Origin of the sequence: Aurantimonas sp. DM33-3 (genome assembly GCF_014334315.1) — a bacterium.
GTDB lineage: Bacteria > Pseudomonadota > Alphaproteobacteria > Rhizobiales > Rhizobiaceae > Aurantimonas > Aurantimonas coralicida.
In genome coordinates this window covers 65,191-81,320 of sequence record NZ_JACSGS010000001.1, presented here as the reverse complement: position 1 = coordinate 81,320, position 16,130 = coordinate 65,191, and the positions used below count along the sequence as shown (strand labels likewise).

The 16,130-nt window shown below is 66.9% G+C and carries 14 protein-coding genes; 4 read left to right on the top strand and 10 right to left on the bottom strand.

Annotated features, from left to right (window positions below; genetic code table 11):
* Nucleotides 1–45 precede the first annotated feature (45 nt).
* Complete coding sequence (locus H9Q09_RS00440; RefSeq protein WP_187389444.1) at nucleotides 46–1,347, bottom strand: amidohydrolase family protein; 1,302 nt, start codon at nucleotides 1,345–1,347, stop codon at nucleotides 46–48.
* 231 nt (nucleotides 1,348–1,578) lie between these two features.
* Here H9Q09_RS00440 and H9Q09_RS00435 point away from each other — a divergent pair, with 231 nt between their 5' ends.
* From H9Q09_RS00435 to H9Q09_RS00425, 3 genes are all read left to right on the top strand, one after another.
* A complete protein-coding gene (locus tag H9Q09_RS00435; protein WP_187389443.1) occupies nucleotides 1,579–4,062 on the top strand; it encodes a cation:proton antiporter in 2,484 nt (827 codons plus the stop codon).
* A gap of 171 nt (nucleotides 4,063–4,233) precedes the next feature.
* Nucleotides 4,234–4,740: a CinA family protein gene (locus H9Q09_RS00430; RefSeq protein WP_024351174.1), complete on the top strand. Its 507-nt coding sequence runs from the start codon at nucleotides 4,234–4,236 to the stop codon at nucleotides 4,738–4,740.
* The gene (locus H9Q09_RS00425; RefSeq protein ID WP_187389442.1) at nucleotides 4,737–6,812 is read left to right on the top strand and encodes an NAD(+) synthase; all 2,076 of its coding nucleotides are present in this window, start codon (nucleotides 4,737–4,739) and stop codon (nucleotides 6,810–6,812) included. Before H9Q09_RS00430 ends, H9Q09_RS00425 begins: the two co-directional genes overlap by 4 nt.
* An 88-nt stretch (nucleotides 6,813–6,900) precedes the next feature.
* Here H9Q09_RS00425 and H9Q09_RS00420 read toward each other — a convergent pair whose 3' ends face one another.
* From H9Q09_RS00420 to H9Q09_RS00380, 9 genes are all read right to left on the bottom strand, one after another.
* Nucleotides 6,901–7,113 carry a hypothetical protein gene (locus H9Q09_RS00420; RefSeq protein WP_024351172.1) on the bottom strand — a complete coding sequence of 71 codons (213 nt, stop codon included), beginning with the start codon at nucleotides 7,111–7,113 and terminating at the stop codon, nucleotides 6,901–6,903.
* Nucleotides 7,114–7,193: 80 nt separating this feature from the next.
* Nucleotides 7,194–7,367, bottom strand: coding sequence for a hypothetical protein (locus tag H9Q09_RS00415; RefSeq protein ID WP_187389441.1), 174 nt, complete (start codon nucleotides 7,365–7,367; stop codon nucleotides 7,194–7,196).
* Nucleotides 7,368–7,434: 67 nt separating this feature from the next.
* Nucleotides 7,435–8,076 carry a 3-oxo-tetronate 4-phosphate decarboxylase gene (gene otnC / locus H9Q09_RS00410; RefSeq protein WP_187389440.1) on the bottom strand — a complete coding sequence of 214 codons (642 nt, stop codon included), beginning with the start codon at nucleotides 8,074–8,076 and terminating at the stop codon, nucleotides 7,435–7,437.
* Nucleotides 8,073–9,329, bottom strand: a complete 1,257-nt coding sequence (gene otnK, locus H9Q09_RS00405; RefSeq protein WP_187389439.1) for a 3-oxo-tetronate kinase — start codon at nucleotides 9,327–9,329, stop codon at nucleotides 8,073–8,075. The genes otnC and otnK overlap by 4 nt, the downstream gene beginning before the upstream one ends.
* Before the next feature lie 310 nt (nucleotides 9,330–9,639).
* Nucleotides 9,640–10,569, bottom strand: coding sequence for a ring-cleaving dioxygenase (locus tag H9Q09_RS00400; protein WP_187389438.1), 930 nt, complete (start codon nucleotides 10,567–10,569; stop codon nucleotides 9,640–9,642).
* 107 nt (nucleotides 10,570–10,676) lie between these two features.
* Nucleotides 10,677–11,369: an ABC transporter ATP-binding protein gene (locus H9Q09_RS00395; RefSeq protein WP_187389773.1), complete on the bottom strand. Its 693-nt coding sequence runs from the start codon at nucleotides 11,367–11,369 to the stop codon at nucleotides 10,677–10,679.
* Nucleotides 11,369–12,673 carry a lipoprotein-releasing ABC transporter permease subunit gene (locus H9Q09_RS00390; protein WP_187389437.1) on the bottom strand — a complete coding sequence of 435 codons (1,305 nt, stop codon included), beginning with the start codon at nucleotides 12,671–12,673 and terminating at the stop codon, nucleotides 11,369–11,371. The genes H9Q09_RS00395 and H9Q09_RS00390 overlap by 1 nt, the downstream gene beginning before the upstream one ends.
* Nucleotides 12,670–13,992 (bottom strand): proline--tRNA ligase, encoded by a 1,323-nt coding sequence (proS, locus tag H9Q09_RS00385; RefSeq protein ID WP_187389436.1) that lies wholly within the window; start codon nucleotides 13,990–13,992, stop codon nucleotides 12,670–12,672. The genes H9Q09_RS00390 and proS overlap by 4 nt, the downstream gene beginning before the upstream one ends.
* A gap of 440 nt (nucleotides 13,993–14,432) precedes the next feature.
* Entirely contained in the window at nucleotides 14,433–14,954 is a 522-nt protein-coding gene (locus H9Q09_RS00380; protein WP_187389435.1) for a TetR/AcrR family transcriptional regulator, read from the bottom strand.
* A 70-nt stretch (nucleotides 14,955–15,024) separates the two neighbouring features.
* On the opposite strand from H9Q09_RS00380, the gene H9Q09_RS00375 reads away from it, so the two are divergent.
* A complete protein-coding gene (locus H9Q09_RS00375; protein WP_348646261.1) occupies nucleotides 15,025–16,101 on the top strand; it encodes an alcohol dehydrogenase family protein in 1,077 nt (358 codons plus the stop codon).
* Nucleotides 16,102–16,130: the final 29 nt, after the last annotated feature.

The window sequence follows — 16,130 nt, the reverse complement described above, 5'->3', positions numbered from 1 at the left end:
ACCTGCACAATTCCTTGTCAACCGCGCAGCCCGCCCAGCAAACAATCAGCCAACAGATGAATCGCCCTGCGGCGCGTAAGCCGCCGGGTCGACCGTTACGACGCGGCCCGGCAGCGTGAGCTGGCTCAGCCGCGGCTGAGCCCGTGCGATCACCTTGCCGCCGCGCACCACGGCGAGCCGGGTCGCCTTCAGCCGGATCGCCTCGATCGGGTCGGCCGCCTGCAGCACCACGCAATCGGCCCGGTTGCCGACCGCCAGCCCGTAGCCCTCCAGCCCCATGATCTGCGCGGAATTGACCGTCACCGCGTCGAAGCAGGCGCGGATGGCATCGCGCGAGGTCATCTGGCCGACATGCACCGCCATATGCGCCACCTCCAGCATGTCGCCGGAGCCGAGCGAGTACCAGGGGTCCATCACGCAGTCATGGCCGAAGCCGACATTGATTCCCGCCGCCATCAGCTCGGGCACCCGCGTCATGCCGCGGCGCTTGGGATAGGTGTCGTGACGGCCCTGCAGCGTGATGTTGATCAGCGGATTGGGGATCACGTGCAGGCCGGATTCGGCGATCAGGGCGATCAGCTTGGACACGTAATAATTGTCCATCGAATGCATCGAGGTCAGATGCGAGCCGGCGACCCGCCCCTGAAGTCCGTGGCGCACCGTTTCGGCCGCTAGGGTCTCGACATGGCGCGACAGCGGGTCGTCGGATTCGTCGCAATGCATGTCGACCCGCAGGCCGCACTCGGCGGCGATGCGGCAGAGCGCGGCGACCGATTCCGTGCCGTCGGCCATGGTGCGTTCGAAATGCGGAATGCCGCCGACGATGTCGACACCCATGTCCAGGGCCCGTTCGAGGGACGCCGCACCGCCCGGCGTGCGCAGATAGCCGTCCTGCGGAAAGGCGACGAGCTGCAGGTCGATATAGGGCTTCACCCGATCGCGCACCTCCAGCAGCGCCTCGGCGGTGACGAGCCGCGGATCGGAGGTGTCGACATGGCTTCGGATCGCCAGAAGGCCCTGCGAGACCGCGAGGTCGCAATAGCGCATCGCCCGTTCGATCAGCGCGTCCTTGGTCAGAAGCGGCTTCAGCTCGCCCCAGAGCGCGATGCCCTCCAGAAGCGTGCCCGAGCGGTTCATCCGCGGCAGGCCCAGCGACAGGGTCGCATCCATGTGAAAATGCGGATCGACGAAGGGCGGCGACACCAGCCGTCCGCAGGCGTCGATCACCTCGCCCGCCTCGCCGGCGATCGCCGGTTCGATCGCGGCGATCCGGTCGCCCGTCACGGCGATGTCGACGCCGGTGCGGCCGTCGGGCAGATGGGCATTGCGGATGATCAGATCGAACATCGGGCGGCGGATCCTTTCGCTTCGTCCTGGCGCCCGTTTTGCTGCGAGCGCGCCGCGATGTCGATGGAGTCAGTGGCGGCTTGCTGTACGAAACCCACAGGCTAGGCTAACAATGCCGGACCGTCGCCCGGCCGGAACCCGCGCGCCGGCAGCTTGCAGGCGCCGCGGCGCTCCGGAAGCCTTGCGGAGACCGTGGCGGATGCGGAGTCATGATGTGCCGGTGACGCCGCCATGAACGTTCCCAACATCGTCGTCCTGATCGCCACTCTCGTCGCCTTCGGCGCCCTCGCGCGCCCGCTGGCCACGCGGCTGCGGCTGCCGGTCTCGATCCTCCTGGCGCTGGGCGGCGCCAGCCTCGGCTTTGCGAGCCTCTATTCCCTCGATCATCCCGGCACGCTGCTGCCGGTCGACCTTGCCGCGCTGATCACCGACCTGCCGGTGGGCTCAAGCCTGTTTCTCTACATCCTCCTGCCGACGCTGATCTTCCAGAGCGCGCTGGTGGTCGACATGCAGCGGGTCCGCGAGGATCTGCTGCCGATCGTCCTCCTCGCCCTTGTCGCGGTCCTGGCGGCGACCTTCGGCGTGGCGCTGGCCCTGTGGCCGATCGCCGGCATGCCGCTTCTCGCCTGCCTGCTGCTGGCCTCCTTGGTGGCGACGACCGACCCCGTGGCGGTCATCGCCATCTTCCGCGATGTCGGCGCGCCGGACCGGCTGACCCGGCTGGTCGAGGGCGAGAGCCTGTTCAACGACGCGCTGGCGATCTCGCTCTTCCTGATCTTCTCTGCGGCGATCATCGCGCCGGGCTCGGTGACGGTGACCGGCGCCGCCCTGAACCTTCTGCTTCTGCCGATCGGTGGCGGGCTGTTCGGCTATCTGATGGCGCGCCTCTATCTCCAGCTGCTCCGGCTGATCGGCGACGATCAGGTGACGGCGGTCTCGCTCAGCCTCGCCCTGCCCTATCTGTCGTTCTGGATCGCCGAGCATGTGCTGCAGGTCTCGGGCATCATCGCCGTCGCGACCGCCGGCGTCGCGCTTGCCAGCCTGTCGCCGGCGCGGGTCACCCGCGAGCTCTGGCGCCATCTCGACGACACCTGGCAGCAGCTGGCCTCCTGGGCGGCGATTCTGGTCTTCGTGCTCACCTCGCTGCTCGTGCCGCAGATGATGACGGACCTGTCGCCCTTCGACTTCCTCCTGATGCTGGTCATCTTCGCCGCGACGCTGGCGACGCGGGCCCTGGTGCTGTTCGGTCTCATGCCGCTGCTCAGCCAATACGGGCTGTCGTCCAAGGTCTCGCGGCCCTACCGGCTGGTGGTGCTGTGGGGCGGCCTGCGCGGATCGATGACCCTGACCCTGGCGCTCGCGGTCAGTGAGAACGATGCGGTGCCCCGCCCCGTCGCCGCCTTCGTGGTGACGCTGGCCACTGGCTACACGCTGATGACGCTGTTCGTGCAGGGCACTACCCTCAGGCCGCTGATCCGGGGGCTGGGCCTCGACCGGCTGTCGGGCATCGACCGCGCGATCCGCGACCTTGCGCTCAGCGTCACCTCGGCACGGGTGGCGCGCTTTGCCGGCGAGATGGCGCAGCGCTTCGGCGGCACCGACGCAGCGGGCGATGCCGAGAGCGTCAATACGGCGGTCGCTGCGGCCGAGCCTGCCGCCACGAGCCCGTCGGATACCCTGTCCCTCGACGGACGAACGGCCATCGCCCTTGTCTCGCTGACCGCGCGCGAGCGTGAAATGGTCCTCGATCATTTCGCCAACGGCATGCTGGCGCCGCGGATCGCCCGGCGCCTGACCTCCGACACGCGGCGGCGGCTGGAAATGGCGCGCCATGGCGGCGTCGAAGGCTATTGCGCGGCCAATGCCGAGGAGACACGCTTCCTGTGGTCGGACCGGGTGGCGTTTTTGATCCAGCGCCGGCTCGGTCGCAGCCGGATGTTGTCGAAACGCCTGGCCCTGCGCTTCGAGAAGCTGGTGGAGATTTCACTGGTGCTGGGCAGGCTGCGGGCATTCGCCACCAGCGAGTTGCAGCCGGTCCTCGGCGAGGAGACGATTGCCGCCGTCATGGCAGTCCTCGACGAGCGGCAGGCGCAAATCGACCGGGAGATCGACGCGGTCCGGCTGCAATATCCCGCCTATGTCGCCGAGCTCGAACGCTGCTTCGTCCTGCGGGCCGCCCGGGCCATCGAGATCGCCGAGATCCGACGACTGCGCCAGTCCGGCGTCATCAGCAAGGAGATCGAGCGCGACGTGTATCGCAGCGTCGCGCGGCGCCCCGACCTGACGACGCTGAGCCCGCCGCTGGATCTCGGGCTCGACACGCGCCGGCTGATCGACCGCACAGAGATATTCGAAGCGCTTGGCGACCGCGAGCGCGATGATCTGGCACGGCTGATGACGCCGTTCCTGGCCGCGCCCGGCATGCGGATCGTCTCGCGCGGCGAAGTCGGCGACGCGGCCTATTTCATCTCGTCCGGTGCGGTGGAGGTCGATACCGGCACGCATATCGTCCGGCTCGGTCGCGGCGACATCTTCGGCGAGATGGCGCTGATCCTCGACATGCGGCGGCAGGCCGACGTGACGGCGATCGCCTACAGCACGATGCTGCGCCTGGCGCGCACCGACTTCGCACGCTTCGTGTCGCTGCATCCGAAACTGCGGGCCCGGATCGAGGCGATCGCCCGCAGCCGGCATGCCGACAATGCGAAAGGCTGACACCCGAGATCGCTGAGCCATGCGGAATGTACAGGCCCGGTCCCCTCCCGGCGATCCGCCGGAATTTCACGTTAGCCGGTTCAGCATCGGCGAACGAACGCGTGAGACGGCACGTTCATGTTCCCAGTCCGCCATCCGGCGGTGATGACGCCCTTAACAAGGAACCGAACCGTGAGCGAAGTCCTGTCGACGACCCTGCCCGACGATCTGGAAGAGCGGGTGAAGACCCTTCTGCAGCGCGCATGCGACCGATCCCTGACGATCGCGACCGCCGAAAGCTGCACCGGCGGCCTCTTGGCCTCGGTGTTCACCGACGTGGAGGGCTGCTCGCGGGCCTTCGACAGCGGCTTCGTGACCTATACCGACGAGGCCAAGATCCGGATGCTGGGCCTGCCGCGCCAGCTTCTTGAGGAGAACAACGCCGTCTGCCGCCCGGTCGCTCTGGCCATGGCCGAGGGGGCACTGGACAAGTCCCTCGCCGACATCACTGTTTCCACCACGGGCTTTGCCGGCCCGGCCGGCGAGGATGACGAACCGGGGCTCGTACATTTCGCCTGTGCCCGACGCGGGCGCGAGACGCGGCACCGCGAAGAGCATTTTGGCGATATCGGCCGTGGACCGACCCGCATTGCTTGCCTACGAACGGCACTGGATATGCTCGAGGAGATGATGGATTGAGTTTGCAAAGCCTTCGAGACCGTTCCTTCTATGCGCTGCACCGGCACGGCTTCGTCCGCGTCGGTGTCGCGACGCCCGGCGTCTTCATCGCCGATCCGGCGCGCAATGCGGCGGCGACGATCCGCTCGGCGCAAGACGCGGACAAGGAGGGCGTCGATCTCCTGGTGTTCCCGGAGCTCGGCCTGTCCGCCTATGCGATCGACGACCTGCATCTGCAGGATGCCCTGCTCGACGGCGTCGAAGCCGCCATCGCCACCGTCTGCGAGCGCAGCCGCGAGTTGCGCAGCATATTGCTCGTCGGCGCGCCGCTGCGGCGCAACGGTCGGCTCTACAATTGCGCCGTCGCCATTGCCCGGGGCCGCATTCTGGGCGTCGTGCCGAAGCTCTTCCTGCCCAATTACCGGGAATATTACGAAAAGCGCTGGTTCGCCTCGGGCGCCGGCATGACCGGCCTCGACATTACCGTCGCGGGCCAGGAGGCGCCGTTCGGCATCGACCTCCTTTTCGAAGCCTCGGACCTTCCCGGCTTCGTCTTCCACACGGAGATCTGCGAGGATTACTGGGCGCCGACGCCGCCCTCGACGGACGGGGCGCTGGCCGGCGCCCGCATCCTCTGCAATCTCTCGGCCTCCAACATCGTCGTCGGCAAGTCCGCCGACCGGCATCTTCTCTCGGCATCGCAGTCGATGCGCTGCATCGCCGCCTATGTCTATTCGGCCGCCGGACGCGGCGAGAGCACCACCGATCTCGCCTGGGACGGCCAGGGCTCGATCTACGAACTGGGCGACCTCCTCGCCGAGTCCGAGCGCTTCGCCGATGCCGGACAGCTGATCGTCGCCGACGTCGATGTCGGGCGCATCGGCCAGGAGCGGCTGCGCACCCCCACCTTCAACGACGCGGCGGCACTCCGCGGCCATCCGGAGACGGCGTTCCGAACGGTGCGCTTCGCCCATGAGCCGGCCTTCGAGGATCTGGGCCTGCGTCGCCCGGTCCGGCGCTTCCCCTATGTGCCGAACAATCCGGAGCGTCTGCACCAGGATTGCTACGAGGCCTTCAACATCCAGGTCGAAGGCCTGCGCCGGCGCTTCGAGGCAACGCCCGGCGATCACATGGTCATCGGCGTGTCCGGCGGCCTGGATTCCACCCATGCGCTGATCGTGGCGGCCAAGGCCTGCGACCAGATGGGCCTGCCGCGCTCGACCATTCTCGGCTTCACCATGCCGGGCTTTGCCACCGGCGACGCGACCAAGGCGAACGCGCTCGCGCTGATGAAGGCGCTTGGCACGGGCTGCGAGGAGATCGACATCCGTCCCGCCGCGCGGCAGATGCTCGGCGACATGGGGCATCCCTTCGCGGGCGGCGAGCCAGTCTATGACGTGACCTTCGAAAACGTGCAGGCGGGCCTGCGCACCGACTATCTCTTCCGCCTCGCCAACCAGCGCAGCGGCTTCGTCATCGGCACCGGCGATCTCTCCGAGCTGGCGCTCGGCTGGTGCACCTATGGCGTCGGCGACCAGATGAGCCACTATTCGGTCAATCCGGGCGTGCCGAAGACGCTGATCCAGTATCTGATCCGCTGGGTCGTGCGCACCGAGCAGTTCGATGCCGAGACCGGCAAGCTCCTGACCGCGATCCTCGACACCGAGATCTCGCCCGAGCTGGTGCCGGCGGATGCCGAGGGCGGCATGCAGAGCACGCAGGACAAGATCGGCCCCTACGAGCTGCACGATTTCTTCCTGTTCCACACCATGCGCTACGGGCGGGCTCCGTCAAAGACCGCGTTCCTTGCCTGGCATGCCTGGAAGCAGGCCGATGCGGGCCTCTGGCCGATCGAGTTTCCCGAAGAAGCGCGCAACCAGTACGACCTTGCGACGATCGCTAAATGGCTGGAGAGCTTCCTGTTCCGCTTCTTCCAGACGTCGCAGTTCAAGCGGTCGGCCATGCCGAACGGGCCGAAGGTTTCGGCCGGCGGCAGCCTGTCGCCGCGCGGCGACTGGCGGGCGCCCTCCGACGGAACGGCGGATGCCTGGATCGCCGAACTGAAAGCATCCCTGCCGCAGGATCTGCGCTGAGCGGCAAAGGCACCAGCGTGCCCACCCGGACAAAGAAATGGCCGCATCCCGGGATGCGGCCGTTCTGTCATCTGCCGAAGGCGATGGGTCAGGCCTCGGGGGTGACGTCGACGCCCTCGCCCGCGCTGATGTTGTTCAGATGCGCATGACCCTCGCCGCGTTCCGGATGGGGCGAGACATTGATGTCGGCGCCTTCCAGCCACCGGCCGGAGACATCGCCCTGGCCCGGCACGATGCGCCAGCGGGTTCCGTCACTGAGTTCGATGATCCCGTCGGTGCTGGCGAGTTTGAGCAGAGCCATGGTCGGACCTTTCACGTTCGTTCGGCTGCTTAGCCTTGGTGTCAGGCAATGCCGCGCGTGCGAGAGGGTTCCAGCCCGCGCTATCGCGCTTCGCCATCCTCGGGCAGATCCAGCATGAACCGGACCTCGTCCTCCGTGAAACCGGCAGACAAAGCGAGATCGACGTCCGGCCTGTGGCCGATCGATTTGCGCCGTTTCTCGGCCGCCGGGGCCGTATCGTCCGTGGTCTTGGTCTCGAGACGTTCGTTGCTCATGCCCTAATGTTGCATCCGCAACGATCGGCGTCATTAAAGCACTATAAGTTGTCTGCTCGGCTGAAATTCAGTTCGCGTGCTTTTCTTCGAGGAAGGCCCGCTGCTCCGGCGTCAGGCCACGCGGATCGAGACCGCGGGTCAGGATCGCCAGGCGCGCGGTCTCCTCCAGCTCTTCCATGGCGAAGACCGTGGCCGCCAGCTCGGTTCCGGCAACGACCGGGCCATGGTTGGCGAGGAGCACCGCGGAACGCTTGCCGGCAAGGCCGCGCACCGCCTCGCCCATCGCCGGATCGCCCGGCATGAAATACGGCAGCAGCTTCACCCGGCCGAGCTTCATCACCGAATAGGCGGTCAGCGGCGGCAGGACGTCGTCGGGGTCGGTGTCGGGCAGGATCGACAGCGCCACCGAATGGGTGCTGTGGAGATGCACCACCGCCCCGGTCGTCGCACGCCGGGTCTCGTAGAAGGCGCTGTGGAGCGGGATTTCCTTGGTCGGCTTGTCGCCGGACAGGTGCCGGAACTCCTCGTCCAGGCGGGAGATCCGGGCCGGGTCGAGAAAGCCGAAGGAGGCATTGGTCGGGGTGACCAGGATCGTGCCGTCGGCGAGCCGCGCAGAGATGTTGCCGCTGGAGCCACAGGTCAGGCCGCGGTCGAACATCGACTTTGCGAAGCGGCAGATGTCCTCGCGGAGCCGGGCCTCCTCGCTCATGCCTCGCCTCCCAGACGGGAAGCCGCCTTGGCGAAGAAATCGTCGGCGCCGAAATTGCCGGACTTCAGCGCCAGCGCCAGTTCGCGGCCTTCGACGCGCACCGCGGGAACGCCCGGATCGATCTCCGGGCCGATCTCCAGCGACTGGACGTCGAGCCCGGTGACGACCGCGCCGGAAGTCTCGCCGCCGGCGGAGACCAGCCGGGTGATGCCGGCCTCGACCAGCGCCGCGGCGGTGGCAGCAAACAGCCGTTCGATCGCCGTGGCGACCGCTTCCTTGCCATGGCGCTGCTGGGCCGCGGCGACCGTCTCCGGGTCGGCCGAGGAATAGATCAGCGGCACGCCGGACTGCTTGAGAACCCATTCGGTGAGCGAGGCGGCCGTCACCTCGCCTGCCATCACGGCATCGGCACCCAGCTCGAAGGTCGGGTGACCTGCATCGCGGTGGACACCGACCTGGCGGCGGGTGGCGGTCGAGACCGAGCCGGCGAGTGCCGCCGCGCGGCCGACGACGCCGGTCCAGATAAAGCTCGAGGAGCCGATCAGCCCCTGTGCGCGGAAATTCTCCGGTAGGCCGAGGGCGATGCCAGAGCCGCCGGTGATCAGCGGCAGGTCGCGCGCCGCATGTCCGGTGGCGTGGAGATCGGCGTCGAGCACGGCGTCGGTGATGACGAAGCAGAGACCGTCGACGCCGGCCTGGCGAAGCGCGTCGGCGATCGCCGCCTCGCCCTTTGCGATGACGCCGTAGGGCACGTGCGACACCGGCGCATCGGTCTGACGCGCCAGCACCCGGCGCAGATCGGCGTCGCGCATCGGCGTCAGCGGATGATTCTCCATGCCCGATTCCGACAGCAGCCGGTCGTTCACGAAGAGATGGCCCTGATAGACCGTGCGGCCGGTCGCCGGAAATGCCGGGCACACGATGACCGCACCGGCGCCCAGTTCCCTGGCGATCGCTTCGCCGACCGGACCGATATTGCCTTCGTCGGTCGAATCGAAGGTCGAGCAATATTTGAAGAAGAACTGCCGGCAGCCCTGGCTGCGCAGCCATTCCAGTGCGGCGAGCGACTGGCTGACGGCCTCGGCGACCGGGATCGTGCGCGACTTGAGCGCGACCACACCAGCTTCCACGTCCGGCGCGGCATCGCCCGTCGGGACACCGCTGTACTGGACCGTGCGCATGCCGCCCTTGGCCAGCGTGTTGGCAAGGTCGGAGGAGCCTGTGAAGTCGTCGCCGATACAGCCGAGAATCATGGAATAACTGCCCGCTTGATGTCTGACGGGTTCCTGCATGCAGATGCACGAACCGGGGAATGGCCGCTCCATAGCATTCCGACGCCGAAACGACACCTCCTGCCGTGCCGGATCGTCAGCGGCTGCCTTCAGGCCTCGCATTCGGACGGCCAAGGCGTCGACCGTTGCCGGCAAAGCCGCCCGCGCGGATCATCTCCCCGCGACATGTTCACGGAGAAACCGGAATCATTCCCTGCGCTTGCGCCACTATGTTGCAGCGCACTTTGAACCGTAAGACGCTGGGAAAACAGCGAACGACCAATGTCGGTCGTCAGCCGAGGTCCGGCAGTCGCCCCTCGATCTCTTCACGTCTTGATTCAAGAAACGGCGGCAAGCGCAGTGCCTGACCGAGGTCTTCCGGCGCTTCGTCCACCGCAAATCCCGGCGTGTCGGTGGCGATCTCGAAGAGGACATGCCCCGGCTCGCGGAAATAGACCGAACGGAAATAGTTGCGGTCCTTCTGCTCGGTGGCGGCGATACCGTGGTTGTCGGCCAGCTTGCGCACCATCTCGGCCTGCTGCGCATCATCGGCCGCGCGGAAGGCGACGTGATGGACCGATCCGGCGCCGACACGCGGCTTCAGAAAGCCACCGACAGCCCGCAGATCGATGATCCGGCCGAAATTCGCGTCGCAGACGAAGCGAATGAACGATTCCTCGCGGCCCACCTCGCGGAAACCAAGGATGTCGGTGAGGATCGCCGCGGTCGCCTCGGCCTCTTCCAGGAGCAGGCTGACACTGTGAAAGCCGCGGATCGCGTGTTCGGCCGGAATGTCGGGGGACGCGCGGCCGGGCAGCAGGTCATCGCCGGCCCGGGCGACAAAGGCGAGGCGCAGGCCATCGGGATCGCGGAAGGCCAGGACCGTCTCGCCGAAGCGCTTGACCAGCGAATCGTGCGGCACGCCCTTCTCGATCAGCCGATGGCTCCAGAAGCCGATCGCGCCTTCCGGCACGCAGAAGACGACCTCCTGGGTCTCGCCGACACCGAGCCGGCCCGGTGCCGCATGGTACCAAGGAAAGAACGTCAGGATCGTGCCCGGCTGCCCCGTCTCGTCGCCGTAATAAAGGTGATAGGTGCCCGGGTCGTCGAAATTGACGGTCTTCTTGACCAGCCGGAGCCCGAGCGTGCGGGTGTAGAAGTCGAGATTGCGGGCCGCGTGTCCCGCAATCGCCGTCACATGATGAATGCCGTTCACGACCATGCCCCTTCTCCGCCCTTTGCCGGATCAACGGGGCACAGGTTAGGGCGGGCGCCGATCCGGCGCACGCGGAATCGCGCGCACCGGGGCTGGACGCGGTGGACGGTGTGTCAGCCGAGCCGAAGCGGGACGATCTTGCCGTTTTCGAGCGTGATCGCCCGGTCCATACGGGCTGCCAGCTCGTGATTGTGGGTGGCGATCAGCGCCGCGACGCCCGACTGGCGCACCAGCGCCGTGAGCGCGTCGAAGACATAGCCCGACGTGGTGGGGTCGAGATTGCCGGTCGGCTCGTCGGCCAGAAGGACATGCGGCGCGTTGGCCACGGCCCGCGCGATGGCGACGCGCTGCTGCTCGCCGCCCGACAGCTCGGCCGGTCGATGCGCCGCGCGCTTGCCGATCCGCATGTATTCGAGCAGCTCCCGCGCCCGCTCGGCAGCCGCAGACCGCGACTGTCCGAGGATCATCTGCGGCATCATGACGTTCTCAAGGGCCGAGAACTCCGGCAGCAGGTGATGGAACTGGTAGACGAAGCCGATCGCCCGGCGCCGCATCTCGGTGCGCCGGTCGTCGCCCAGCTTGCCGCAGGGCTGGCCGCCGACAAGGACCTCGCCGGTATCCGGCCGTTCCAGCAGGCCGGCAATGTGAAGCAGCGTCGACTTGCCGGCCCCCGACGGGGCGACGAGCGCCACCATCTCGCCGGCGGCGACGCCGACGGCCGCGTCGTCGAGGATCGTCAGACGGTCCTCGCCCTGGTCGAAATGCCGTCCGACCCCGGTGAGCTGAAGTGCGTAAGTCTCTGTCATCATTCGTACCGCAGCGCCTCGACCGGATCGAGTCGCGAGGCCTGCCAGGACGGCAGGATCGTCGCGAGGAAAGACAGGCCGATGGCCATGAGGACGACCAGCACGACCTCGCCGGAATCGATCTCGGCCGGCAACTGGCTGAGGAAATAGAATTCCGGATTGAACAGGATCGTGCCCGACAGCCAGGAGAAGAACTGTCGGATGTTCTCGATATTGAGGCAGAAGACGACGCCCAGGATCAGGCCGGCAAGCGTGCCGGCGAAGCCGATCGACGCACCGGTGATCAGGAAGACGCGCATCACCGCGCCCCGGGTCGCGCCCATGGTGCGCAGGATGGCGATGTCGCGGCCCTTGTCCTTCACCAGCATGAACAGGCCGGAGATGATGTTGAGGGCGGCGACCAGCACGATCAGCGTCAGGATGATGAACATGACGTTGCGCTCGACTTCCAGCGCCGAGAAGAAGGACTGGTTCTGGGTCTGCCAGGTCACCGTGTAGTTCGGGCGTCCGGCCGCGGTCTCGATCGTGCGCTGCAGATCCTGCACCCGGTCGGGATCGTCGACGAAGATCTCCACCGACTGGGCCAGCCCCTCGTGGTTGAAGAAGAGCTGCGCTTCGGCGAGCGGCATGTAGACGTAGGACGCGTCGTATTCCGACAGGCCGATCTCGAAGATCGCCGCCACCGGATAGGCCTTGACCCGTGGCGTCGTGCCGAGCGGCGTCACGTCGCCGTCGGGCGAGACCAGGGTGATGTTGTCGCCGAGCCGCAGGCCCAGCGCTTCCGCCAGCCGGCTGCCGATGGCGAGCCCGCCGCCCTCGCTGAAGCCGTCGAGCGTGCCCTGCTTGATGTTCTCGGAGACCGGCTTCAGATCGGCGAGGTCCTCGCCGCGCACGCCCTTGACCAGCGCGCCTGTGCTGCTGCTGGCCAGGCCCGAGGCCAGGACCTGCCCCTGCACCAGCGGCATCGCGAAGGCGACGCCCGGCACGGTTTCGACGGCGGCGGTCACATCTGAGAAATCATCGAGCGGCCGGTCGATCGGGTACATGACGACATGGCCGTTGACGCCGAGAATGCGGGTCAGCAGCTCGCCGCGAAAGCCGTTCATCACCGACATGACGATGATCAGCGCGGCGACGCCCAGCATGATGCCGAGAAAGGAGAAACCGGCGATGACCGACACGCCGGCATCGCGGCGACGCGAGCGCAGATAACGGCCGGCGAGCATCCATTCGAAGCGGGCGAAGGGCCGCGTCGAATGGCGGGCCCCGGCCGGCGGTGCGGCGGCCGCGCTGGCTTCGCTCATGCCTGCACCCGGGCGAGGACCGACGACAGCGGCAGCGATTCCCGCTCGCCGGTGGCGCGCAGCTTGATCTCGGCCTCACCGGCCTTGGCGCCGCGCGGCCCGACGATGACCTGCATGGGCAGGCCGATCAGGTCCATGGAGGCGAACTTGGCGCCGGCGCGGGTGTCCTGGTCGTCGTAGAGAACGTCGATGCCCGCCGCCTGCATCTGGCGATACAGATCCTCGCAGGCCGCGTCGCAATCGGCGTCGCCCGGCTTCATGTTGATCAGGCCGACATCGAAGGGCGCGACGGATTTCGGCCAGATGATGCCGTTCTCGTCGTGGGACGCCTCGATGATCGCGGCCAGAAGCCGGCTCGGGCCGATGCCGTAGGAGCCCATGTGCACCGGCACGTCCTTGCCGTCGGGGCCGGTGACGACCGCCTTCATCGGCTCGGAATATTTCGTCCCGAAATGGAAGATGTGGCCGACCTCGATGCCGCGGGCGGCGACCTTGTCGTCCTCCGCAAGCTGATCCCAGGTCGCGGTCTCGTGCATCTCGTCGGTCGCCGCATAGGGCGTGGTCCACGCCTTGACGATCTCGGCGAGGCCCGCGGCATCGTCGAAATCGACGCCCTCGCCCGGCACGGCCAGGTCGAGATAGTCGCGATGGCAGAAGACCTCGCTCTCCCCGGTCGAGGCGAGGACGATGAATTCGTGGCTGAGCTCGCCGCCGATCGGACCGGTGTCGGCGCGCATGGGAATGGCCTTCAGGCCGCAGCGCTCGAAGGTCCGCAGATAGGCGACGAACATCCGGTCATAGGCGATCTTGGAGTTGTCGTAGTCGAGATCGAAGGAATAGGCGTCCTTCATCAGGAACTCGCGCGAGCGCATGACGCCGAAGCGCGGCCGGACCTCGTCGCGGAACTTCCACTGCAGATGGTAGAGGTTGAGCGGCAGGTCCTTGTAGGTGCGCACATAGGACCGGAAGATGTCGGTGATCATCTCCTCGTTGGTCGGACCGTAGAGCAGGTCGCGACCGTGGCGGTCCTCGATGCGCAGCATCTCCTTGCCGTAATCCTCGTAGCGTCCGCTCTCGCGCCACAGATCGGCCGACTGGATGGTCGGCATCAGGAGCTCGATGGCGCCGGAGCGGTTCTGCTCCTCGCGGATGATCGCGCAGACCTTGTCGAGCACCCGCTTGCCGAGCGGCAGGAAGGAATAGAGCCCGGCCGCCTGCTGGCGGATCATGCCGGCACGCAGCATCAGCCGATGGGAAACGATCTCCGCTTCCTTCGGGGTCTCTTTGAGAATGGGCAGAAAATATCGCGACAGGCGCATGGGACGTCCGATGAATGCGGGGTTCGACTGGCGCAGAGGCGCTTTTGCGCGTCTTAACCGCTCCCCGGGCGATTGGAAAGTCGGCGGCGCGCGCGTTAGCAAGCTCCGCGCCAATTTGCGCCTGCGGACCGCGCCGGGGCCGGCGTGGCAGAATAATGACACGACACCGGAAAAACGCGTGACATTGCGAATTCGGCTGGATACGCTCGCGACCATAACAAAAGGCGCCGGCAGGTGCGATTTCTGCGGTCTAGTCTTGGGAGGACGCGATTTCCGGCGCGGCAGTTGCCGCAGCCCCGATCAACGTCATCGGAGCGAAATCCAGACACGCGATTTTGGATGCAAGGCGAAAGCCTTGCATTTTTTTTGCCTTGCGACCGCATGTCCGATTTGTCGTCGCATATTCGCCGGCACGTCAGGTCGCGATACCCGCCTACCCCTCAGCCCGCCGGAACGAGCGTCCCGGCCAGTCGCTTCGCGCTGGCGACGGCAGCATCACCGTGCAGCGGCCAGCTCTGCATCAGACCATCCAGGATGAGCGTGACGTCGACCTCGCGACCGGTGAGATCCGCAACCGCGACTGCTTCTCTCGCCACTTCCCGCTTGTGATGAGCGAGCAGAGCGCGCAGCTTATCGTCATGCGGCGCGGCGGCCACCGCCGCATGGAACAGGCAGCCATGGCTCGCCTCGCGATCCATCCACTGGGCGACTCGATCGATGACCGTGGCCAGGGCCCCCTCGCCGCTCTCCGGCAGGTCGTTGAAGACCAGCGCCATATAGCGCTCGTGACGATGGTCGAGAGCCGCCAGCACCATGGCTTCCCGCGACGGCGCATACTTGTAGAGCGTGCGCAGGCTGACCCCCGCAGCATCGCGCAGATCCTCGACGCTCGGTTCGGCGAAGCCGTTTGCCGCAAATGCCCGCTCCAGCCCGCCTGCAATCCTTTTCATCGTATCGGTCATGCTTGACGATGTAGAATGGTCCCTCTACCTGTGCAAGTAGAGCAACCATTCTACCCAGCCAGGAGAGACAATGATGCCGATACCCGCGACGATGCACGCGATGGTGCTGACCGGCCATGGCGGTCTCGACCGGCTGGAATGGCGTGAGGATGTCCCGGTTCCCTCGCCGGCGCGCGACGAGGTCCTGATCCGGGTCGGCGCCTCGGCGGTGAACAATACCGACATCAACACCCGCACCGGATGGTATTCGAAGAGCGTGCGCGGCGACACGGCATCGGGCGCATCCGGCGGCTACGGGGCCGCTTCAGAGGCCGATGGCGGGTGGTCGGGCAGCCTGTCCTTTCCCCGTATCCAGGGTGCCGATTGCTGCGGCGAGATCGTCTCGGTCGGCGAAGGGGTCGACGCGGCGCGGATCGGCGAACGCGTCATGGTGCGCACCATACAGTCGCGCGGACCCTTGGGCTCCAAAGATTCGATTGTGACGCTCGGCTCGGAAAGCGACGGCGCCTTCGCGGAGTATCTGACCGTGACTGCCGGCGATGCGATCCGCGTGGAATCGCCGCTTTCCGACCTCGAGCTTGCGTCGTTCCCCTGCGCCTTCTCGACCGCGGAGGGCATGATCCAGCGCTCCAGCCTCGGCATCGAACGTGTGCTGATCACCGGTGCGTCCGGCGGCGTTGGATCGGCGGCAATCCAGCTCGCCAAACGCCGGGGTGCGCATGTGACGGCGATGACCAGCCCGGCAAAGGCCGATGCGCTTGTCGACCTTGGCGCCGACGCGATTCTTGCCCGCGATGCCGATCTGCCGGACCGCGCGTTCGACGTCGTTCTCGACCTGGTCGGCGGCCCGCGCTGGCCGCAGCTTCTGGAAACCCTGTGCGATGGGGGGCGCTACGTAACGTCCGGTGCCATTGCGGGCCCGATCGTCGAGCTTGATCTGCGGACACTCTATCTGCGCGATCTGACCCTGTTCGGTAGCACCTATCAGCCGCCGGAGATCTTCACGGATCTCATCGGCTATATCGCGGCGGGCGAGATCCGCCCGGTCATCGCCGAGACGTTTGCCTTGCGCAATCTCAGGGCGGCGCAGGAGGCGTTCCTGACCAAATCCGATATCGGCAAGATCGCCATCCGAATCGGCGATTGACCGCACGGAAGCGAAGCCTGCCGGGCACG